The organism is Metabacillus endolithicus (assembly GCF_023078335.1).
GTDB lineage: Bacteria > Bacillota > Bacilli > Bacillales > Bacillaceae > Metabacillus > Metabacillus endolithicus.
In genome coordinates, this window is sequence record NZ_CP095550.1 from 3,491,911 (window position 1) to 3,512,626 (window position 20,716).

The 20,716-nt window shown below is 36.5% G+C and carries 18 protein-coding genes, 3 pseudogenes and 1 other annotated feature; of the genes and pseudogenes, 14 read left to right on the forward strand and 7 right to left on the reverse strand.

The features are described from left to right. Positions 1-837: 837 nt before the first annotated feature. From istB to MVE64_RS17985, 3 genes and pseudogenes are all read right to left on the reverse strand, one after another. Positions 838-1,592 (reverse strand): annotated as a pseudogene (gene istB, locus MVE64_RS17975) (IS21-like element helper ATPase IstB). Next, positions 1,585-2,874 (reverse strand): IS21 family transposase, encoded by a 1,290-nt coding sequence (gene istA, locus MVE64_RS17980; protein WP_247340000.1) that lies wholly within the window; start codon positions 2,872-2,874, stop codon positions 1,585-1,587. The pseudogene istB and the gene istA overlap by 8 nt, the downstream one beginning before the upstream one ends. A gap of 448 nt (positions 2,875-3,322) precedes the next feature. Then, positions 3,323-4,132 carry an undecaprenyl-diphosphate phosphatase gene (locus MVE64_RS17985; RefSeq protein ID WP_247340002.1) on the reverse strand — a complete coding sequence of 270 codons (810 nt, stop codon included), beginning with the start codon at positions 4,130-4,132 and terminating at the stop codon, positions 3,323-3,325. Positions 4,133-4,270: 138 nt separating this feature from the next. Here MVE64_RS17985 and MVE64_RS17990 point away from each other — a divergent pair, with 138 nt between their 5' ends. Next, positions 4,271-4,450: a YjzC family protein gene (locus MVE64_RS17990; protein ID WP_098798716.1), complete on the forward strand. Its 180-nt coding sequence runs from the start codon at positions 4,271-4,273 to the stop codon at positions 4,448-4,450. Positions 4,451-4,524: 74 nt separating this feature from the next. Here the strand turns inward: MVE64_RS17990 and MVE64_RS17995 are convergent, their stop codons facing one another. After that, positions 4,525-4,716, reverse strand: a complete 192-nt coding sequence (locus MVE64_RS17995) for a DUF2929 family protein (RefSeq protein WP_098798715.1) — start codon at positions 4,714-4,716, stop codon at positions 4,525-4,527. A 261-nt stretch (positions 4,717-4,977) separates the two neighbouring features. Here MVE64_RS17995 and MVE64_RS18000 point away from each other — a divergent pair, with 261 nt between their 5' ends. From MVE64_RS18000 to MVE64_RS18015, 4 genes and pseudogenes are all read left to right on the forward strand, one after another. Next, complete coding sequence (locus MVE64_RS18000) at positions 4,978-5,712, forward strand: hypothetical protein (protein WP_247347139.1); 735 nt, start codon at positions 4,978-4,980, stop codon at positions 5,710-5,712. A 133-nt stretch (positions 5,713-5,845) separates the two neighbouring features. Continuing rightward, positions 5,846-6,640: a hypothetical protein gene (locus tag MVE64_RS18005; protein ID WP_247340003.1), complete on the forward strand. Its 795-nt coding sequence runs from the start codon at positions 5,846-5,848 to the stop codon at positions 6,638-6,640. A 71-nt stretch (positions 6,641-6,711) separates the two neighbouring features. Continuing rightward, positions 6,712-7,662 (forward strand): annotated as a pseudogene (locus MVE64_RS18010) (BMP family ABC transporter substrate-binding protein). Between the two features lie 69 nt (positions 7,663-7,731). Continuing rightward, positions 7,732-7,914 (forward strand): ComZ family protein, encoded by a 183-nt coding sequence (locus MVE64_RS18015; RefSeq protein ID WP_098798711.1) that lies wholly within the window; start codon positions 7,732-7,734, stop codon positions 7,912-7,914. Between the two features lie 36 nt (positions 7,915-7,950). On the opposite strand, the gene MVE64_RS18020 is transcribed toward MVE64_RS18015, so the two are convergent. Continuing rightward, the gene (locus MVE64_RS18020) at positions 7,951-8,262 is read right to left on the reverse strand and encodes a hypothetical protein (protein ID WP_247340004.1); all 312 of its coding nucleotides are present in this window, start codon (positions 8,260-8,262) and stop codon (positions 7,951-7,953) included. Between the two features lie 217 nt (positions 8,263-8,479). Here MVE64_RS18020 and MVE64_RS18025 point away from each other — a divergent pair, with 217 nt between their 5' ends. The 4 genes from MVE64_RS18025 (at position 8,480) to MVE64_RS18040 (ending at position 12,570) form a co-directional block, all read left to right on the forward strand. Beyond that, complete coding sequence (locus MVE64_RS18025) at positions 8,480-9,412, forward strand: beta-ketoacyl-ACP synthase III (protein ID WP_247340005.1); 933 nt, start codon at positions 8,480-8,482, stop codon at positions 9,410-9,412. Between the two features lie 102 nt (positions 9,413-9,514). Next, the gene (gene fabF, locus MVE64_RS18030; protein ID WP_247340008.1) at positions 9,515-10,756 is read left to right on the forward strand and encodes a beta-ketoacyl-ACP synthase II; all 1,242 of its coding nucleotides are present in this window, start codon (positions 9,515-9,517) and stop codon (positions 10,754-10,756) included. 126 nt (positions 10,757-10,882) lie between these two features. Continuing rightward, positions 10,883-11,650 carry a DUF2268 domain-containing putative Zn-dependent protease gene (locus tag MVE64_RS18035; protein ID WP_247340010.1) on the forward strand — a complete coding sequence of 256 codons (768 nt, stop codon included), beginning with the start codon at positions 10,883-10,885 and terminating at the stop codon, positions 11,648-11,650. 170 nt (positions 11,651-11,820) lie between these two features. Further along, on the forward strand, positions 11,821-12,570 hold the full coding sequence (locus MVE64_RS18040) for a YjbA family protein (protein ID WP_231309132.1): 750 nt from the start codon (positions 11,821-11,823) through the stop codon (positions 12,568-12,570). 75 nt (positions 12,571-12,645) lie between these two features. Here MVE64_RS18040 and trpS read toward each other — a convergent pair whose 3' ends face one another. Both trpS and MVE64_RS18050 read right to left on the reverse strand, forming a co-directional pair. Then, positions 12,646-13,635 carry a tryptophan--tRNA ligase gene (gene trpS / locus MVE64_RS18045; protein ID WP_247340012.1) on the reverse strand — a complete coding sequence of 330 codons (990 nt, stop codon included), beginning with the start codon at positions 13,633-13,635 and terminating at the stop codon, positions 12,646-12,648. Between the two features lie 87 nt (positions 13,636-13,722). Continuing rightward, positions 13,723-13,926: a binding site (T-box leader), on the reverse strand. 46 nt (positions 13,927-13,972) lie between these two features. Further along, the gene (locus tag MVE64_RS18050) at positions 13,973-14,332 is read right to left on the reverse strand and encodes a DUF3899 domain-containing protein (RefSeq protein WP_247340014.1); all 360 of its coding nucleotides are present in this window, start codon (positions 14,330-14,332) and stop codon (positions 13,973-13,975) included. A 402-nt stretch (positions 14,333-14,734) separates the two neighbouring features. Here MVE64_RS18050 and MVE64_RS18055 point away from each other — a divergent pair, with 402 nt between their 5' ends. The 5 genes and pseudogenes from MVE64_RS18055 (at position 14,735) to MVE64_RS18075 (ending at position 20,585) form a co-directional block, all read left to right on the forward strand. Beyond that, entirely contained in the window at positions 14,735-16,423 is a 1,689-nt protein-coding gene (locus MVE64_RS18055; protein ID WP_247340016.1) for a peptide ABC transporter substrate-binding protein, read from the forward strand. 198 nt (positions 16,424-16,621) lie between these two features. After that, positions 16,622-17,550 (forward strand): annotated as a pseudogene (opp3b, locus tag MVE64_RS18060) (oligopeptide ABC transporter permease). After that, a complete protein-coding gene (opp3C, locus tag MVE64_RS18065) occupies positions 17,550-18,581 on the forward strand; it encodes an oligopeptide ABC transporter permease (RefSeq protein WP_098798701.1) in 1,032 nt (343 codons plus the stop codon). Before opp3b ends, opp3C begins: the two are co-directional and overlap by 1 nt. Before the next feature lie 18 nt (positions 18,582-18,599). Further along, the gene (locus tag MVE64_RS18070; RefSeq protein WP_231309139.1) at positions 18,600-19,643 is read left to right on the forward strand and encodes an ABC transporter ATP-binding protein; all 1,044 of its coding nucleotides are present in this window, start codon (positions 18,600-18,602) and stop codon (positions 19,641-19,643) included. Beyond that, on the forward strand, positions 19,644-20,585 hold the full coding sequence (locus MVE64_RS18075) for an ABC transporter ATP-binding protein (protein ID WP_247340018.1): 942 nt from the start codon (positions 19,644-19,646) through the stop codon (positions 20,583-20,585). Positions 20,586-20,716 lie beyond the last annotated feature (131 nt).

The following is a 20,716-nucleotide window of genomic DNA, read 5'->3' on the forward strand; positions in this document are numbered from 1 at the left end:
TACTGGGTGAATCGGGACAGGAAAGTTGAGTGAGGAGACGGAGCAGTCTCGATACTGGGTGAATCGGGACAGGAAAGGTGAGAGAGTAGAGGGAGCGGTCTCGATACTGGGTGAATCGGGACAGGAAAGTTGAGAGAGCAGACGGAGCAGTCTCGATACTGTGAGAATCGGGACAGGAAAGTTGAGAGAGTAGGGGAAGGAGTCTCGATACTGGGTGAATTGAGACAGGAAAGTTGAGAGAGCAGGGGAAGGAGTCCCGATACTGTGAGAATCGGGACAGGAAAGGTGAGAGAGTAGGGGAAGGAGTCTCGATACTGGGTGAATCGAGACAGGAAAGTTGAGAGAGCAGGGGAAGGAGTCCCGATACTGGGTGAATCGGGACAGGAAAGTTGAGAGAGCAGAGGAAGGAGTCCCGATACTGGGTGAATCGAGACAAGAAAGTTGAGAGAGTAGAGGGAGCGGTCTCGATACTGGGAGAATCGGGACAGGAAAGTTGAGAGAGCAGAAGGAGCAGTCTCGATACTGGGTGAATCGGGACAGGGAAAGTGAGAGAGCAGGGGAAGGAGTCCCGATACTGGGTGAATCGGGACAGGGAAAGTGATCGAGTAGAGGGAGGAGTCTCGATACTGGGTGAATCGAGACAGGGAAAGTGAGAGAGTAGAGGGAGCAGTCCCGATACTGGGTGAATCGGGACAGGAAGGTTGAGAGAGTAGAGGGAGCAGTCCCGATACTGGGAGAATCGGGACAGGAAAGTTGAGAGAGGAGAGGAAGGAGTCCCGATACTTGTAAATGTCAAGCTAACGATGTACAATTTTGATCATTTAAGAATGTACAAAATTAATCATCATCTTCTTTTGCTAAGTGATCTTTAATTCTGTAAGAAGGACCAACAATGTTGACGACCGTTGCGTGGTGTAAAACACGATCTAATATTGCATTTGCTAATTTAGTATCCTGGAACACCGCATCCCACTCTTTAAAGCTAATATTTGTAGTTTAAAATTGTACTTTTCTTTTCATATCTCAAATCAATTAGCTGAAAGAATAATTTGGCATCTTCTCTGTCAATTGGAAGGTAACCAATTTCATCAATAATTAGTAACTTATATTTTCCATAGTGTTTTAATCGAGACTCTAAGCGATTCTCTAGCTTTGCCTTTTTCAAGTTTAAAATAAGTTCATTACATTTAATAAAATAGGTACTCGTTCGTTTTTTGGCTGCAGCGATCCCTATGGAAGTAGCTAAGTGGGTTTTACCAACACCACTCGTTCCCATGAAGATAATATTTTGTTTATCTTCGATAAAACGCAGAGAAATAAAATCAGAATCTGTTGTTTATTTATTGCTGGTTGAAAATCAAAATCAAACTCATTTACCTCTTTGCGGTGGGGAAAAGCCCCACCTTAACCATCGAATTAATCATTGTCTTCTCACGTACATCGATTTCATAATTCGTTAACTTCATCAATGTATCGACAAAGGATAATTCATTCTTGGTACTAAAATCAATGGTATCGTGAAGATGATTAATCATCTGTTTTAAGTTTAAATATTCCAAATTACTCACTAATTGTTGATAACTACTATTCAATTTTATACACCTCGTCCATCGTCAGTAGATTCTTTTTAGCTAGCTCGTCAATGTCAGGGTAATCTGGCATTCCTCGTGACAACACGTCTAGATAATGTTCCTCTTTGTAATTTAATACCTTTTTACTGACTCGATGTTGAGCGATCAAATCCATGTTATAATAAACATGTATGTGGTCGTCATAGACTTGTAAACCTACGGTTTTCCCTTTGTATTCAGCTGGTACTGAATACTGGTTTGATTTGTATGTAATCATGCTTGGAGGGTTTACTTTTACGAGCCTGTGTTTGATCTTGTAAGAGTCTCTTATTTCTTTCCTTGGTAAGGGGAGTAAGTGACTCTTTTCTTGTTTTAAGGCAAGTATTGGAATTTTCCTATTACCTTGATTAAAACTTTGATTATGGCGTTCACAAAGATTTTGTACAAATTGGTGAAGACCTTCAAAAGTGAACTTCCCCTGATACGCATGAATCTCATCTAAAAGCTTCATAATACTCTCTACTTTCCCTTTTGTCCTTGGCCTTCCTGCAATACAGGGTTTAATTTCAAATCCATTATCATTGGCAAATTGTTCAAAACGTTCATTAACCACTCCTCCTGAATATTCTGTTCTATGTTCGTCCATTACTGTTTTCATATTGTCCGTTAATATGGTCTTTGGAACCCCTCCAATTGCTTCAAAGCTCTCCATCAAAAAAGACATTAATACACTTTGTGACTTGGACAGGGTCAAACCATAAGACTTGTATCTCGAATTTCCTAACAGAAAGACTCCTACATTGACCTTTAAAATTTCTCCATCAGACGTTATGTATTTTATGTTCTCCTTCCAGTCAAATTGAGCTTGTTCCCCGGGAGGGGTTTCAAACCGAACAACTGATTGATTGGCATAAGTCCTCTGACCATCGGTAAAGTATGCTTGGAACTCAGGTTTGTTCGATATGTATCTCCTGAAAGAAGACTGGGAACAATCTAAACCGTGGTTGTCCTTTAAGTACTCCCAAAGAACCCTCTTGTAGTAAAATGTTTGTATTGATTCCTTTGAGAGTAATTCTGAGATTACTTCATATAACTCATCTATTTTAGACTTTCTATTACGAGTTTTACTTGATCCCATGCCCTTTAAATATCGATCCACCGTCCTCCTATCTACACCCATTTCACGCCCGACTTTACTTTTGTTTATTTTCATATTTAAGCTCTCCATAAGAAATTTTAACTTTGGTAAATCTTCTAGGCTTTTAATTTCTATCTCTGTCTGTAAATCTAGCTGTACATGCATTCTCTCCACCTCAAAGTAATTATGCATGCACATTGCAAAACTGTACATTCTTATATGATCATCTTTGTACATTAATAATTTAGCATTTATACGATACTGGGTGAATCGAGACAGGAAAGTTGAGAGAGCACAGGAAGGAGTCCCGATACTGTGAGAATCGAGACAAGGTAAGTGATCAAGAAGAGAAAGGAGTCTCGATACTGGGTGAATCGAGACAGGGGAAGTGATCGAGAAGAGGAAGCAGTCTCGATACTGCGAGAATCGGGACAAGAATAGGGAGAAAGAAAATCAATGTGTCTCGATACTACACGAATCGAGCCTCAGAAGTAAAAACGATCCCAACATGCCATGTATTCCGCCTTGTCCAGGTTCGGTACAACTAAAATAAAACTCCTATAATGAAAACAAAAAAAGCGCAAGAGGTCGCCCTTCACGCTTTAAAATCTCTCTATGCAAACAACAAAACCGCAATCCCAACCACAAAACAATAAAAAGAAAAGTATTTTAAATTTCCTTTAGCCATAATATTCATAAACCATTTCAGTGAGAAATAAGAAGTTACAAGTGCTGCAATAAACGCAATAATATAAGGGATAAGTAATGTGTCTAAATTTGGATCATCCATTAAATCCGTGATACTTAAAATCATTCCACCGAAGCTAACTGGGATAAAAAGTAAGAAAGAAAACTTTAAAGCTGTTTCCTGCTTCATACCCAAAGCCATGGCTGCAACAATTGTAGCACCAGATCGACTAATTCCAGGTATTAATGCAACTGCCTGAGCAAATCCCACAATGAGAGCATCCTTCAATGTTAGATCTCCATCATTTTTTCTCCCGCGTAGGTTACGAATTGTCCATAATGCAATTCCTGTGATAATTAGGGTAATGGCTGTTACTTGAATGTGTTTTAGGTGCTTTGAAATCACATCATCAAATAGGATACCAATGACTCCTGCCGGGATCGTTGCGATAATAAGATAAATGATAAATTGAAAGTCATTTTTGCTATGCTTGTCTTTTGTTGATATGTATTTTAACCCATTTACAGTTAATCTTACTAAATCTTCACGGTATATCATTAAAACAGCTATTAAAGAAGCTGCGTTAACTAACAATTCAAATGATAATCCTTCAATTTCAAGGCCAAGAAAATGCTGGGCAAAGACTAAATGTCCACTTGAAGAAATGGGGATTGGTTCCGTAAAACCTTGAAATACTCCTAATAAGAAGTATTTTATGATTAAAAATAGATCCAACTTAACATCCTCCGTTCATAAGATTTACAATCCTTTACCATTTAACTACAGGTTTGGAATCCTGTAAAGAACTTTTCTGAACTCATGAAATTGGTCCTAGTGGAGATACTATAAGTAAGCAAGGGAGGAGGAGTTAAAATGGGCCAACAACATCGTTTTAGAGCTGGTCAAAAAGCACCTAACAATGGAATGTATGTAGAAATAGGTGAATCAGGGGACAACGTAAAAAACCCTGGTCAAATTAAATTAAAAGCGGGAGATCGTTTCCCAGAAACAGCCAACCATAATCGTCAATGGACATATAAAAGAAAGCCTTAATGATTTAGCTTTCAATGAAATGAAACAAAAAACCCTACTTTATAAGTAGGGTTTTTTGTCTTTTAGTCGATCATTTAATGATGGTCATGGTTTGGAACTGGCTCGCTAGGAATTAATTCCGCAATGACAAAGATGACAACGGTTGCAATCACAGCAAGTACCGTTGCAACCATAAAGTCATAATGACCACCTGTCATAGAGTTAACTACATATGACGCCATATGTATTAATAAAAAAGTCCAAAAAAATGTCCAAAAGAAACGCATATCGTTCACCTCTATTTCCAGACGAATTCTTACTATATATTATCACAATATCTTTCAATAATAAAAGAACCTTTTTTAATTGTTCATAAACTCTACAAATCCTGCATGAAATAATAAAACAAATTACTTATAAAAAGGTTGAAGAGGGTTGAAATCGTCTATATTTGCATGAATAGTGATACAGTCCCATTCTTTTTGTATGTTAAGACATACATTATAAAGAATAGAAAAGTCACAAAAGAGAAAGGTGGTGGGCAAGTGATGAGTATAACGGAGCGTTTTTTTCAAATTGAAACGGAATGGAATGTAATCCATTTACCAACAAAACCGAATGGGTTTGGAATATTTATCATCGGTGATCGATCAGATTTTGTTGATGGAACATCGAGTTTTTGGCATCAGCATTATGGACGTAATCAATTAATTTCCGAGTTGATGAACAAAGGATATACCCTTTTTCACTCTAATTTATTTGGAAACCATTGGGGAAGTCCTAGGTCAGTTACTATGGCAAAGCAGCTTTATCATCTTGTAATGAAGAAAGAAATTTTAAATCAACGTATCCATCTGTTAGTCGACGGTATGGGTGGGTTAACTGGATTGCAATTAATGAATGAAATACCAGATAAGATTCGCTCTGTAGCCATGATGAATCCTTGCCTTGACCTCCAAGCCCATTTAGAAAATGAAAAAGAGCATAAGTTTTTTTATAAAAGATTAATAAAAGAAATTGCTGAAGCCTATGGGACTGACCAGAAGAAGGTCCCTAGACTTGATTTACCAAATCTTACTACTATAAATTCACAAGTTCCAGTTAGAATTTGGCAAAGGATGAATAGCAGTACTTATGTTCATCATCATCATAGTAAGCGGTTTGAAGAATTAAGGAAAGAGGCAGGTTCTCCCATTCAATTAATTTACCATTTAGGTGATAATCCTTATCGAACGAATCAATCGATCATTCGGTTTTACAAAGAAAATGAGAGGATCTTATGAAGGAATCTTTAAAGCGTCTTTATCTTATGAGACGCTTTTTTTGTGAGAGAGTAAGGCCTTAATCTGATTTAAAGTTATATTAACCTGCTCTCCCGCATATTTTGGTTATAACGCCTACTAAGGAGGTCATGTTATGGTTAATTCTGTTATGGTATTTGGAGCACATTCTTATATTGGTTTTTCACTTATTGAAAAGTTTCTTGAAGAAGGGGTAGAAGTAACAGGAATATTTACTGAGCCAAATAGAGATGATCAAAAGAACTTACTAAACGAACGACTTATGTTAATAGGAAGAAACGCTTTTTTTCAAGCGGAGTTTTCCTCACGTCATTTAACTGAAGAAGATCAAGCAGATGTTATTCTGTTTTGCTTTGACATGGTTGAAAAGGAACTTGAAAAGGAAGAATTTATAAATGCCATACAATTAGCTAAGAAACATAAAACCCAATTTCTTTTAATAGGGTCAAATGTCATTCATCCTAATAAAGATAAAAACCCTCTTATTGAAACAAGGCTAGGCTACCTTTCTGAGCAGCTTGATCATTATTCTGTTTTGTTATTTCCAAGTCTTTATGGTCCCTTTCAGCCTGAGGAAGAAAAAATTCATCAGCACTTGTTAGCTTATATAGACAATAAACAAACGTCATTAAATATTGAGGAGCCCATTATGTATATAGAAGATGCAACAAATGCAGTTTGGACATATATGGATGAACTTCAACAGGGAAAGATGTATTCCTTTGTAAGTGAGCTGAATGATGATGAAACTAACTCTTTTTCAGTTGAGATAAAAATGAATGAAACCTCTTCAAAAATGGATGATGTATTTGAGAAACAAGTTTTACATTCTTCAACTTCAATTGAAAAAGGTTTAGAGCAACAGCTTGATACTATTATAAGGTTTCAAGATATTTATAAACTGAAGTAGAATGTTATTGTACAAATAAATATGGAAGATATAAAATAAAGGCAGTAAACTCAAATAAGGGAGGGGTTGCCATGTACATAAAGTTTGGTTTTGTCCTTATCCTTCTTTTTTCGCTTTTTGGTTGTGGACAACCCGTAGCTTCAGGGAAACTGGAGAAAGTAGGTTTACTTGTACCCGAAACAATAGATGATAAAGTATGGGGAACAAAAGGGTACAAGGGGCTGCTGAAAATTCAGTCTGAACTAGGCGTGGATGTTTTTTATAAAGAAGGAATGAATGATGAATTTAGTATTCGTTCTGCTATTGACCAGTTTCAGGAAAAGGATGTTAATCTGATTTTTGGTCATGGTAGTGAATATGCAGCTTTTTTTAATACGATTTGTAAAGATTATCCTGACATTCATTTCGTTCTATTCAACGGAGAAGCTTCTGGAGAAAATGTCACAAGCTTAAACTTTGAATCACATGCAATGGGCTTTTTTGGTGGAATGGTTGCTGGTGAAATGACGAATAATGATAAGGTTGGTGTATTAGCCGCATTTGAATGGCAGCCTGAAATTGATGGTTTTTTTGAAGGGGCATATTTCCAAAATGAAAATGTAAATGTTGATATTCAATATGTACAAGATTGGAATGATGTCGCGACAGCCATGAAACTGTTAGATGCAATGATTGCTGAAGGAGTAGACATTGTTTATGTTGCAGGAGATGGTTATAACATCTCTGTCATTGAGCGCTTAAAGGAAGAGGCTTGTATGCGATTGGATTTGTATCCGATCAATCTGATTTAGGGAAAGGAACAGTTCTCACAAGTACAGTTCAACATGTGGATGTCTTATATGAGCTTGTTGCAAAAAGTTTTGATAGCGGAGAACTTAAAAGTGGGGAATTATTTTATGATTTCCAAGATGGTGTTATTTCAATGGGTAAATTTAGCCCCTTAGTAGAAAAAAGCTTTCAAACAGATCTTCAAGAATCCATTGAGGAATATAAGGAAAGTGGCTTTACCTAATCAATTGTAAGCATGTTTCTATACATACAAGATCATGCATTATATGATAATACTAGAGAATAAGAAGGAGTGATGATGAATGGAACAGCATCCAAAAACGATGGAATTTATGCAGATTGCAATGAAATATTTACCTGAAGCTAAGCAAAAATTGGAAGGTTCAGGGATTGACTTATCTATGGAAACAATTCAACCTATGCTTGAGTTATTTACGAAGGTTATGGGAGAAGCGTACGAATTAGGAAAAAAGGATGCACAATAAAAGCTGCCATTGGCAGCTTTTTCTTGTTTGGGGAAATCATTTCTCCTTTTTAAAAAAATCCATAATAGGGGACAGTTCCTTTAAAACTGGTTTAAGGTTTTCGAGAGAAACCATAATATCATCGATTTGCCCCACTAAAGTAAAATAGTTTACATCTTCTTTTTTGTTTTCTTGTTCTTCTTCTTGAAACGAGGAATGTTGAAGTCTTTTTGGAACTCTATTTCCGAACATAAGTTGAGTGAATTTATCTGTTGAAACGGTGTTCTTCTCTTTATTTTCATCGGTTTTGGTTATTTGATCATCTAAATCATGAGAGTTTTCTTCAGAAAATGTTTCATTATATTCCATCTTAACACCTCCTTAGAAAGATTAGTGTCAGGGTTCATGTAGTAATATTTTATGAATGTGATCAAGACGGGTTCTAGACTCGTGAACCAAAACATTCATATTGAAAAAAATTTTTGAATAAGATAAAATTAGTACCAAGTCATAACATTTGATATAAATTTAGAAAAAATAAATTCACTTGTTTACTATTTATTAAAAAGATAAAGGGGCTGCACAAATGAACGCAGGGATCATTGGTATCGGACGATACACGCCTGAAAAAATTGTTACAAATGCTGATTTAGAGAAAATCGTGGATACATCAGATGAATGGATTAGAACGAGAACGGGAATCGAGGAACGTCGCATTGCTGATGATTCAGTTGATACTTCACATATGGCTAAGTTTGCTGCAGAGAAAGCACTAAAGGATGCTGGAATTGCAGCTGAAGATTTAGATTTAATTTTGGTTGCGACAGTAACACCAGATCAACCATTTCCATCTGTTGCATGTATGCTACAGGAATCATTAGGTGCAACTAAAGCTGCGGCAATGGATATTAGTGCAGCTTGTGCTGGTTTCATGTATGGTATGGTTACAGCTAAACAGTTTATTGAATCTGGAGCTTATAAGCATGTATTAGTTGTAGGTGTTGAGAAGCTTTCGAAAATTACAGATTGGGATGATCGTAATACAGCGGTACTTTTCGGGGATGGAGCTGGAGCAGCTGTCATTGGAGCTGTTAGTGAAGGGAAAGGCATATTATCCTTTGAGCTTGGTACTGATGGAACAGGTGGAAAGCACTTATATCAAGATGAATATATCATCATGAATGGCCGTGAAGTGTTTAAGTTTGCTGTAAGGCAAATGGGCGAGTCGAGTGTTAACGTTTTGGAAAAAGCAGGATTAACAAAAGAAGATGTTGATTTCTTAATCCCGCACCAAGCAAATATTCGTATCATGGAAGCTGCTCGTGAACGTTTAGAGTTACCTGTAGAAAAAATGTCTAAAACAGTTAACAAATATGGCAACACCTCTGCTGCATCTATCCCTATTTCTCTAGTAGAAGAACTAGAAGCAGGAAAGATTAAAGACGGAGACCTAATTGTCATGGTAGGCTTTGGCGGTGGACTAACATGGGGAGCAATTGCTCTTCGTTGGGGTAAGTAGGTGCTAAGGACGGGGGTTGGCGTGCCTGTCACTGCCCGAAATATGTCGAACAACAATCTAAACGATAAAATAAAATTCTCTCAAAGGTGAGGTGTCATCATTATGGAAAAAAAGCGAGTGGTAGTAACTGGGTTAGGAGCTTTAACTCCAATTGGAAATGATGTGCAAACGTCGTGGCAAAATGCGATCAATGGAGTATCAGGTGTTGGTCCGATAACAAGAATTGATTCTGAACCATATCCGGCTAAAGTTGCTGCAGAATTGAAGGATTTTGATGTTGAACAATTTATGGAGAAAAAAGAAGCTCGTAAAATGGATCGTTTCACACAATATGCTGTTGCAGCATCATTTATGGCTGTAAAAGATGCGAATTTAGAAATAACAGACGAAATCGCTCCACGTGTTGGAGTTTGGATTGGTTCTGGTATTGGTGGAATGGAAACATTTGAACAGCAATATAGAACGTTATTAGAAAAAGGACCAAGACGTGTTAGTCCATTTTTCGTACCAATGCTAATACCTGATATGGCTACAGGTCAGGTTTCAATTGCATTAGGTGCAAAAGGATTTAACTCTTGTACAGTAACAGCTTGTGCAACCGGAACAAATTCCATTGGAGATGCTTACCGAGTTATCGAGCGTGGAGAAGCAGATGTGATGATCACTGGTGGGGCAGAGGCTCCGTTAACTGAAATGTCATTTGCAGGTTTTACTGCAAACAAGGCATTATCAACAAATTCAGATCCTAAAACAGCTAGTCGACCATTTGATAAAGATCGTGATGGCTTTGTTATGGGTGAAGGAGCTGGAATTATTGTTCTTGAAGAATTAGAGCATGCGCTAGCACGTGGTGCAAATATTTATGCTGAAATTGTTGGGTATGGCGCAACAGGTGATGCTTATCATATCACAGCACCTGCTCCAAATGGTGAAGGTGGTTCAAGAGCAATGAAAATGGCAATTGAACGCAGTGGCCTTAACGCTAATGAAATCGATTATATAAATGCACATGGTACAAGTACGCCTTATAATGATAAGTTTGAAACATTAGCAATTAAAGAGGTATTCGGTGAACACGCTAATAAGCTTGCAATCAGTTCAACTAAGTCAATGACAGGACATTTATTAGGTGCTGCTGGTGGTGTAGAAGCTATTTTTAGTATTCTAGCTATTAAAGAAGGAATTCTTCCACCAACAATCAATTTACAAACACCAGATCCTGATTGTGACTTGGACTATGTTCCGAATGAAGCACGTAAACAAGAAATCAATACAGCATTGAGCAACTCACTAGGTTTCGGTGGCCACAATGCTACGATAATCTTTAAAAAATATCATGCATAACATAAAAAAGCCAAATCAAAATTGATTTGGCTTTTTTGCTTTTATTAATATCCCTTGTAATCTCCAAAAGTAAGAACAGTCCTTCCTTCAATTCATAAACTAAAGAGGGAAGGAGTGATTAGCAAAATGAGTGTTATAAACACAACGGAGTGGCTAGAAACATCCCCAGATCAATATGAAATTTGTGAGAAACTAACACCTTACTTCTCTAAAATGAATGCACGTGAGATTTCAAACTATCTCCATTCTTTTGGTATGTATAAACGATCTCCAGCTAGCCAGGATTGGATTGATGTTATAAAGGATAAACGACTATTACATTTCATCAATGATGAAAAAAAGAAGTTGAAAAGTGAATGGAAAGGACCTAGTGTCCCTATTTTTGTGTTTCCAGTAGATGTTCATAACAGGAAAATAGAGATGGAGTATAGAGGCCGATCAGGATTAGCATTTCATGATAAGTTATTTTTATTTCTATCACAAGATGTGAAAAAAGAAGATATAAAGTCCTTGCTAACTCATGAATATCATCATGTATGTCGTTTGGCAGCTATCACAAAACCAGAAAAGGATTTTACGATTATAGATACAATGATAATGGAAGGATTGGCGGAAAATGCCGTTCGTGAAAAGCTCGGAGAAGAGGCCGTTGCAGAATGGACGAAGCTTTATCATCCTCACCAATGCGATCGTTTCTTAGAAAGAATAATTTTGCCCCAGAAAAAAATGACTCGGCAAGATCCAAAGTTTACCCAGCTCATGTTTGGTACAGGTTTTTATCCCAAAATGCTTGGTTATGCAGTAGGTTATCATCTAGTGAAGAATTACATGGAAAAAACGCACAAGGCGACAAAATCACTTTTAGGGATGAAAGCAGAGGATTTTATTCAATAAAAAACCCTTTAATGTTGTGAAAAGTAACATTCTCTTACAATTCACAACATATATTTTAAATAGGACAACCCTGGATAATAAAATCAAGCATATTCTTCATTGACTGGAATAATTTATCTAAAATTTGCCTATACTGTTTGACAAATGGTACTGAAGTGAGGGGTCAAAAAATGTTATTTCTTCATGATGTTTGGGTAAATTGGTTTGAAGGTGAAGAGAACGGGTACAACGTCTGTCATTTTCATGAATGGAGAAAGGATGACAGTGTTGAACTTCTTGATCAGGTTCCCCTATTAAAGGTTAATTCCTTACTTTTTGACTACATAGAAAACAACTTAGCGGAGTTACCACCTGGTCTACTAAAAGATATTTTCCAAAAGGCTTATATTCGTAAAAATCATGAAAGAATACAGTTGGATTATTGTTTTGTTGTTACAGATGGAATTGGTATTCTTGCAGTTGACACAATTGGGTATACAATTCCTATTCGCAAAAGCCGAATCATTCCAAGACAGGAGCAACTAGTATTCGAAATGGTAAAGGATATTGAGCCTGAAGAGTATTCAATTGAATTGTTAAGTGAAGAAGAAAAAGAATATCATATTTTATCGTTAGCACCTCAACATATGAGAGGGTTAACAAGAAAAGAGCGCCAATTAAAGCAATTATTATTTATGGCACTTGATCAGTTACAAGCAACTAAAAATGCCGCAGAGGTAAAGTATTGGTATACTGAATGGAATCCAACGAAATATGAGGATATTCAGCAACGAGAGTTTGATGAAGTATGGAGACAATTATACGAAGAAACGATACATGGATGGTCTCCAAAGCATATCCAGTTATGTGAGCGATTAATTAAGGGACAACCTTTCTTTGAGAAGCTTTGGGATATGGAGCATGAATCAAAAGTTAATTAAAGTGGACGAGCTACATATAAAAAAACGATGTGAGAATGTAACGAAAACATTTACACATCGTTTTTCTTTTATCCTTTATTTTCGCTTACGACCAAGTCCCATTGCATTCTCCATCTTCTTGATCATTTTGCTTGCAACAGCATTTGCCTTTTCGGCACCTTTGTCTAAAATTTGATCTAATTCTTCTGACTCCATTAATTGATGATATTTTTCTTGAATTGGTGTAAGTGTATTAATTACTACATTTGCAACATCCGCTTTAAAGTCTCCGTATCCTTTTCCTTCGTAGCGAGCTACGATTTCTTCAATTGATTCATTTGTAAAGATTGAATAAATCGAGAGTAAGTTAGAAATACCTGGTTTATTTTCTTTATCATATTTAACGATACCTTCTGAATCAGTTACTGCACTTTTAATTTTTTTCTCAATTTGTTTTGGGTCGTCTAATAACGTGATAAAAGCTTTTTGATTAGGATCTGATTTACTCATTTTTTTCGTAGGATCAGCGAGTGACATTACACGGGCACCTACTTTTGGAATACGAACTTCAGGAACGGTGAAAATATCGTTGTATTTCTTATTAAAGCGTTCCGCTATATCTCTTGTTAATTCCAAATGCTGCTTTTGATCCTCTCCAACTGGGACAAGATCTGTATTATATAAAAGAATATCTCCTGCCATTAATGGTGGATATGTGAGCAATCCTGCAACAACTGCTTCTTTCCCGTGAGATTTGTCCTTGAATTGAGTCATTCTTTCAAGTTCGCCAATATAGGCAACACATTGTAACATCCATCCAGCTTGTGCATGTGCAGGAACCTCAGATTGAATAAATAATGTTACTTTTTCTGGGTCGATCCCAACAGCAAGGTAAAGTGCTGCGAGACTTCGAATGTTTTTACGAAGAGCTAATCGATCCTGTGGAACAGTGATTGCATGTTGATCAACTATACAAAAATAACAATTGTATTCATCCTGTAAATCAACAAATTGTCGTAATGCCCCAATGTAATTTCCTAACGTTACTGAGCCGCTAGGTTGAATTCCTGAAAAAATTGTTTTCATTTGTTTTCCTCCTAAATGATGAAACTTGTATTTGATAAGCTGGCCACACTTCTTTTGAAGCATACAAAAAGGCCCACTCGTCCCATTGATAGGGACGATGGACCGCGGTGCCACCCTACTTATTTCTATAGTAGAAATCACTTAATCTTTAACGCAGAAAACGTCTGTACGTACTAACTTTCTGTACAGAAGCTCAAAAGTCCATTCCATATCGGTCATTACCTGTTTCCACCAGCCACAGGCTCTCTTTGAATGCTCCTAATATGTACTACTCTTTTTCATAGCCGATTATTTTTTTTTAATTATAAGGAAAGATTTTCTCCTTTGCAAATGGTTTCTATAAATAATAAAGGATTGTTGCAAGGGTCATAATGACAGTTACTATAATACCACTAATTAAAAAAGGGGAGTGGTTAAATGTGAGCAACTCTGAAACTGGAGTCATTTCTTCTACCTCTTGCTTTGATAATTCTTTCCCTTTGGATACAAACATTCTTCTAAATCCATATGTTATCCCATCAAAGAATCCCCCTTTAACAGTGAGTGTTAAGAAGGCAATGAAAAGCAAGCCAGCTCCAAAGAAGAAAGAAATATTAATAAATGAAAGAAGCGTTAATTTTTGGTAAATAAAAAACGATAGTAAGATTGACGAAATTAATGACACAATAACAAGCGTAAACGATTTTTTATCGGGCATGTTCTTCACTCTTTTCTACAATTTCATAACGATTATTATAACAGAAGAAAGGGGGAAGGGAAAAAGTCGAGAAATTATTATAGTAGACAAAGTATTAGTAGAAATTTTTATGAAAAATGTTAATAGTTAAGTGAAAAAGTTTACATATTCTCCAAAAAAGTTTGTGAGATTATGTAACCCTTTACAAGTCAACGCGTTAAAGTATTGTTACAAAAAGTGTTAAAAAGATTAAGAAAATTCTTATGAAATACATAGGTATATATGCCTATTTTTTATTCGATTTTCTTTACTATTATTGCATTTCTGTAAACTTTATTAAAAAAGTAAATGCACAATTGTTTGAATACTTGTATAATAATCTCTGTAAAGCAAACTTGTATTAAAAAAAGGGAGGTCAAATTTGTGAAAAAGTCGAAATTATTTCTACTTTTAGCATTATCGCTAGTACTTAGCATGTTCTTAGCAGCATGTAATGGCGGTGGTGACACAACTACTGAGACTGAAGGCGACAAAGATACGGCTGAAGAAACAGTAGCTCAAGAATTAAAGGTATTAGAAACATCTGAAATTCCTTCTATGGATAGTGTAATGGCACAAGATGCTGCGAGTTTTACAGCATTAGCTAATACTATGGAAGGTTTATATCGTTTAGATCAAGAACAAAATGCTGTTCCTGGTATGGCTGATGGTGAGCCGGAAGTTAGTGAAGATGGTCTTGTTTACACAGTAAAATTAAAAGAAGCTAAATGGTCAAACGGAGATCCTGTTACTGCAGATGACTTCGTATTTGCATGGCAACGTGCGATTGACCCAGCAACTGCTTCTCCTTATGGCCCTTACATGATGGAAGGGAAAATCAAAGGAGCAAAAGAAATCACTGCTGCGGCAGCTGAGAAAAAAGAATATGATCTTAACACTTTAGGTATTAAAGCAATTGACGAAAAAACTCTTGAAATCACTTTAGAAAAACCAGTTCCATATTTTGAATCTTTAATGGCATTTGGTTCTTTCTATCCACAAAACAGAAAGTTTGTTGAGGAGCAAGGCGATAAATATGCAACTTCTCATGATACTTTACTTTATAATGGTCCATTTGTAATGACAAACTGGGGCGGAACAACTGCTACTGATTGGACAATGGGCAAAAATGCTGAGTATTGGGACGCTGAAACAGTTTCTTTAGAAACAATCCAATACAACGTATTAAAAGATCCACAAGCTGCTGCTAACGCTTACGAAACTGGTGAAGCTGATATCACTGGTAAATTAGCATCAGATATCGTACCACAATATGAAGGTGACCCTAACCTTGTTAAATGGTTAGAGCCAACAATCTTCTGGATCAAAATGAACCAACAAAACGAAGCATTAGCAAACGAAAACATTCGTCGTGCGATTGCAACTGCATTTAACAAAGAAGATTTAGCAACAAGCATTTTAAATAACGGTTCTGTACCTGCAAACTATGCAGTTCCAGCTGGTTTCGTTAATCACCCTGACACTGGTGAAGATTTCCGTGAAGCAAATGGCGATCTTTTAACTTACAATGTTGAAGAAGCTAAAAAGCTTTGGGAGCAAGGTCTAAAAGAACTTGGTACTGACTCTGTTGAATTAGTATACCTTGGTGGAGACACTGAAACTTCTAAGAAAACAGATGCTTACATTAAAGATCAATTAGAGAAAAACCTTCCAGGTTTAACTATTGATGTTCAATCTGTTCCATTCAGCGTACGTTTAGACCGTGACGTGAAAATGGATTATGATTTACAATTTGCTGGATGGGGTCCAGACTATCAAGATGCGATTTCATTCTCTGATTTATGGATCACTGATGGTGGAAACAACAAAATGGCATATTCTAACGAGCAATACGACAAATTGTTAGAAGATGCACAATACACTTATGCTACTGAGCCAGCTAAGCGCTTCGAAGCACTTCAACAAGCAGAGAAAATTGTACTTGAAGAAGATGCAGCACTTGCACCGGTTTACCAACGTTCATCTAACGTTCTTGTAGCAGATAAAGTAGAAGGCTTCACATATCACTTTATTGGTCCTGAGTACAGCTATAAGTGGGTTAAAATTAAATAATTTTATCCAGTATACTATACTTCTTTCTTAATGGGTGAAAATACCACTGGGAAGTCGGTGTCTTATAGTTTACGAAAAGGCCTAAAGTCGGTATAATTTAACGGGTTGAAGAGAGTATAGGGGATATACTCTCTTTTTCCCTGTATAAGAATTGTCGAAAAATGTTGAAAATTAAGTTTTCTTAGGAGGTGCTTATTGATGGTTAAGTATATTTCCCAGCGTGTATTTTATATGCTCGTTACCCTGATTTTAATTGCCACATTTACTTTTTTCCTCATGAAATTAATCCCTGGTACTCCCTTTACTAATGCAGGTAAGTTATCAGAAGCACAGTTAACAATCATGAAAGACAAGTATGGATTGGATGAGCCTGTGCCGGTACAGTACTTAACGTATATGGCAAATTTAGCAAAAGGTGATTTAGGTGTTTCTTTCCAATTCAATAATGCCAGTGTTACAGATATTTTAATGGATCGTATTGGGCCTTCTGCTTTACTAGGTTTCCAGGCAATGGTATTTGGAACGATTATTGGTATTATTCTTGGAGTAATTGGGGCACTCCGCCAAAATACATGGGTTGATTATAGCGCTACATTTATAGCCGTTATAGGTAAATCAATTCCTTCATTCGTATTTGCCGGTTTACTTCAATATTATATTGGAGTTCAATTAGGATGGTTTCCTGTAGCTTTCTGGCGTGGACCGGAATATACAGTTCTACCTACAATTGCGTTATCCATGTTCCCGATTTCAATTGCTGCTCGTTTCATGAGAACAGAAATGATTGAGGTTTTAGGTTCTGATTATATTACGCTTGCTAAAGCAAAAGGAGCTTCCGCTTTCGAAGTTGCCTTTAAACATGGATTACGTAATGCGTTAATTCCTGTTATTACAGTATTAGGCCATTAACAGTAAGTTTAATGACAGGATCATTAGTAATTGAACAGATCTTTGGTATTCCTGGATTAGGGGAACAATTTGTTAAATCAGTTAACGTTAATGACTACCCAGTTATTATGGGAACAACCATATTATTTGCTGCATTGTTTATTGTCGTTATCTTAGTTGTTGACTTATTGTACGGTCTAATTGATCCACGAATTCGTTTAGCGGGAGGTAAGAAGTAATGTCACAGCATGAAAAAGAAATTTCAAAAGAATTGTTTCAACCCGCTAATATTGATGCTTCAGCTAGTGAAGAAATTTCAAAGCCCAGTCTAACTTATTGGCAGGATGCATGGTTACGTGTTAGAAAAAATACTGCCGCTATTATAAGCTTGGTTGTACTTATCTTGTTAACCATTCTTTCATTAGTTGGACCTTTCTTAAATGATTATGATTACAGTACTCAAACTGCAACACATGCAAACTTACCACCAAGGGTACAAGGCCTAGAAGATATTAGCTGGCTTCCTTTTGATGGTACACTTACAAAAAAGAATGGCGAAGAATACAACGCATATGAATTAAAAAATGCAACAGAAGAATATTATTGGTTTGGTACAGATAGCCTTGGGCGTGATATTTTTACACGTGTTTGGAAGGGTACCCAAGTATCATTATATATTGCTGTATTAGCTGCAGTGATTGATATGATTATCGGTGTTGCTTATGGTGCCATTTCGGGTTACTTTGGCGGCAAAGTTGATACTGTTATGCAACGTATAATTGAGATTTTAGTAGGTATTCCGAACCTCGTTGTTGTTATTTTGATGATCATAGTGCTCGAACCTGGTATAGTATCGATTACAATTGCCTTGACCATTACAGGTTGGGTAGGTATGGCAAGGGTTGTTCGTGGTCAAGTTCTTAAGTTTAAAAATCAAGAGTTCGTCCTAGCATCACGTACATTAGGTGCCGGTCATTCAAAAATTATTTTAAAACATTTACTTCCTAACTTAGTGGGAGTCATTATTATCAATACAATGTTTACGATTCCAAGTGCAATCTTTTTTGAAGCATTCTTAAGCTTTATTGGATTAGGATTACAAGATCCTTTAGCATCTTTAGGAACATTAATTGATTCTGGTTTTAGAACATTACGTTTATATCCTTATCAAATGTTGTTCCCAGCAATTGTAATCAGTTTAATTATGGTATGTTTCAACATGATTGCTGATGGACTACGTGATGCATTAGATCCAAAAATGCGCGACTAAAAGGTAGGTGAATAGTTCATGGAAAAAATATTAGAAGTAAAGGATCTACACATTTCCTTCCACACATTTGGAGGAGAGGTTCAGGCGATTCGAGGGGTAAACTTTGACCTATTCAAAGGGGAAACTCTTGCAATCGTTGGTGAATCCGGATCAGGAAAATCAGTTACAACAAAATCAATTATGCGCCTTTTACCTGAATCTAATTCAGAAATTAAAAAAGGTGAAATTTTATTTGATGGAAAAGATTTAGCAAAGCTTCCTAATAAAGCAATGCAAAAAATTCGCGGTAAAGATATTTCAATGATCTTTCAAGATCCAATGACATCGTTAAACCCAACGATGAAGGTTGGAAAACAAATTGTGGAGCCTATTACAAAGCATCAAAACTTAAGTAAATCCGCTGCAAGAGAACGTGCAATCGATTTATTACGTTTAGTAGGAATTCCGCAACCAGAAGAGCGTTTCAATCAATATCCTCACCAATTTTCAGGTGGTATGAGACAAAGGGTAGTAATTGCAATTGCTCTAGCTTGTAATCCAAAGGTTTTGATTGCCGATGAGCCTACAACTGCTCTAGATGTTACAATTCAAGCTCAAATACTTGAATTAATGAAGGACCTTCAAAAGAAAATTGATACGTCCATTGTTTTCATCACTCATGACCTTGGTGTAGTAGCAAATGTTGCTGACCGAGTGGCTGTTATGTATGGAGGAAAAATTGTGGAGATTGGAACAGTGGATGAAGTATTTTATAATCCACAGCATCCATACACATGGGGACTTATCAGTTCAATGCCAAGTCTGGATTCAGAAGACGCAGAATTATATGCAATCCCAGGTACACCACCTGACCTTTTAAACCCACCTTTAGGTGATGCATTTGCTGCTCGTAATGAATATGCTATGCAAATTGATTTAGAACAACAGCCACCGATGTATCAAGTATCACCTACACATTACGCTGCAACATGGTTGTTGCACCCAGATGCGCCTAAAGTTGAACCGCCTATAGCTGTTCAACGCCGTAGACGTCAGTTCCCTGGAAACAAGGAGGGAAAATAAATGGCAGAAAAGAAATTACTTGAAATTAAAAATTTGAAGCAGTATTTCAATGTTGGCAAGCCGAATGAAGTTAAGGCTGTTGATAATATTTCATTTGATATTTATAAAGGAGAAACACTCGGTCTTGTAGGGGAATCCGGTTGTGGAAAATCTACAACAGGTCGTACAATTATTCGATTGTACGATGCGACTGGTGGAGAGGTTCTTTATGATGGCGTCAACGTTCATGGAAACAAATCAAAAGAAGAATTAAAAGCTTTTAACCGTAAAATGCAGATGATTTTCCAAGATCCATATGCATCATTAAATCCACGTATGAAAGTTTCTGATGTTATTGCTGAAGGAATTGACATTCATGGTCTTGCTAAAACGAAAAAAGAGCGTATTGATAAGGTGTATGAGCTTTTAGAAACGGTTGGTCTAAATCGTGAGCATGCTAACCGTTATCCACATGAATTCAGTGGTGGACAACGTCAACGTATCGGAATTGCTCGTGCTTTAGCAGTTGATCCTGATTTTATCATTGCTGATGAGCCGATCTCTGCTTTGGATGTATCTATTCAAGCTCAGGTTGTAAACTTAATGAAGAAGCTTCAAAAAGACAAAGGATTAACTTACTTATTTATTGCCCATGACTTATCAATGGTTAAATATATAAGTGATCGTATTGGAGTTATGTACTTCGGTAGACTAGTTGAGCTAGCAACAGCTGAGGAGCTATATAATAACCCAATTCATCCTTACACACAGTCTCTATTATCAGCAATCCCATTACCGGATCCTGATTATGAACGCACTCGTGTGAGAAAAACCTATGACCCAAGTCAGCACAATTATAAACCTGACGAAGAAGTTGAATTCAGAGAAGTAAAACCAGGACACTTTGTTATGTGTTCACAAGCTGAATTTGATAAATATCAAAAAGAAAATGGTAATAAATAATAATATCAAGTGACTGCCTAGATAGGTTATGTTATTTAGCACAATCAATTTAATATGAAAAGACCATCAAATTGTTGACTGATTTGATGGTCTTTTTTTGTTTGTATTTAAAAAATTCCTATTCTTTTTAA

What these genes read in the sequence shown, in the direction of transcription:
- MVE64_RS18050 (WP_247340014.1), bottom strand. Translation starts at nt 14,332, where the DNA reads ATGCCCGATAAAAAATCGTTTACGCTTGTTATTGTGTCATTAATTTCG.
- MVE64_RS18005 (WP_247340003.1), top strand. Translation starts at nt 5,846, where the DNA reads ATGGTTAATTCTGTTATGGTATTTGGAGCACATTCTTATATTGGTTTT.
- MVE64_RS18015 (WP_098798711.1), top strand. Translation starts at nt 7,732, where the DNA reads ATGGAACAGCATCCAAAAACGATGGAATTTATGCAGATTGCAATGAAA.
- MVE64_RS18035 (WP_247340010.1), top strand. Translation starts at nt 10,883, where the DNA reads ATGAGTGTTATAAACACAACGGAGTGGCTAGAAACATCCCCAGATCAA.
- fabF (WP_247340008.1), top strand. Translation starts at nt 9,515, where the DNA reads ATGGAAAAAAAGCGAGTGGTAGTAACTGGGTTAGGAGCTTTAACTCCA.
- MVE64_RS18070 (WP_231309139.1), top strand. Translation starts at nt 18,600, where the DNA reads ATGGAAAAAATATTAGAAGTAAAGGATCTACACATTTCCTTCCACACA.
- MVE64_RS18075 (WP_247340018.1), top strand. Translation starts at nt 19,644, where the DNA reads ATGGCAGAAAAGAAATTACTTGAAATTAAAAATTTGAAGCAGTATTTC.
- opp3C (WP_098798701.1), top strand. Translation starts at nt 17,550, where the DNA reads ATGTCACAGCATGAAAAAGAAATTTCAAAAGAATTGTTTCAACCCGCT.
- trpS (WP_247340012.1), bottom strand. Translation starts at nt 13,635, where the DNA reads ATGAAAACAATTTTTTCAGGAATTCAACCTAGCGGCTCAGTAACGTTA.
- MVE64_RS17990 (WP_098798716.1), top strand. Translation starts at nt 4,271, where the DNA reads ATGGGCCAACAACATCGTTTTAGAGCTGGTCAAAAAGCACCTAACAAT.
- istA (WP_247340000.1), bottom strand. Translation starts at nt 2,874, where the DNA reads ATGCATGTACAGCTAGATTTACAGACAGAGATAGAAATTAAAAGCCTA.
- MVE64_RS18040 (WP_231309132.1), top strand. Translation starts at nt 11,821, where the DNA reads ATGTTATTTCTTCATGATGTTTGGGTAAATTGGTTTGAAGGTGAAGAG.
- MVE64_RS17995 (WP_098798715.1), bottom strand. Translation starts at nt 4,716, where the DNA reads ATGCGTTTCTTTTGGACATTTTTTTGGACTTTTTTATTAATACATATG.
- MVE64_RS18025 (WP_247340005.1), top strand. Translation starts at nt 8,480, where the DNA reads ATGAACGCAGGGATCATTGGTATCGGACGATACACGCCTGAAAAAATT.
- MVE64_RS18020 (WP_247340004.1), bottom strand. Translation starts at nt 8,262, where the DNA reads ATGGAATATAATGAAACATTTTCTGAAGAAAACTCTCATGATTTAGAT.
- MVE64_RS18000 (WP_247347139.1), top strand. Translation starts at nt 4,978, where the DNA reads ATGAGTATAACGGAGCGTTTTTTTCAAATTGAAACGGAATGGAATGTA.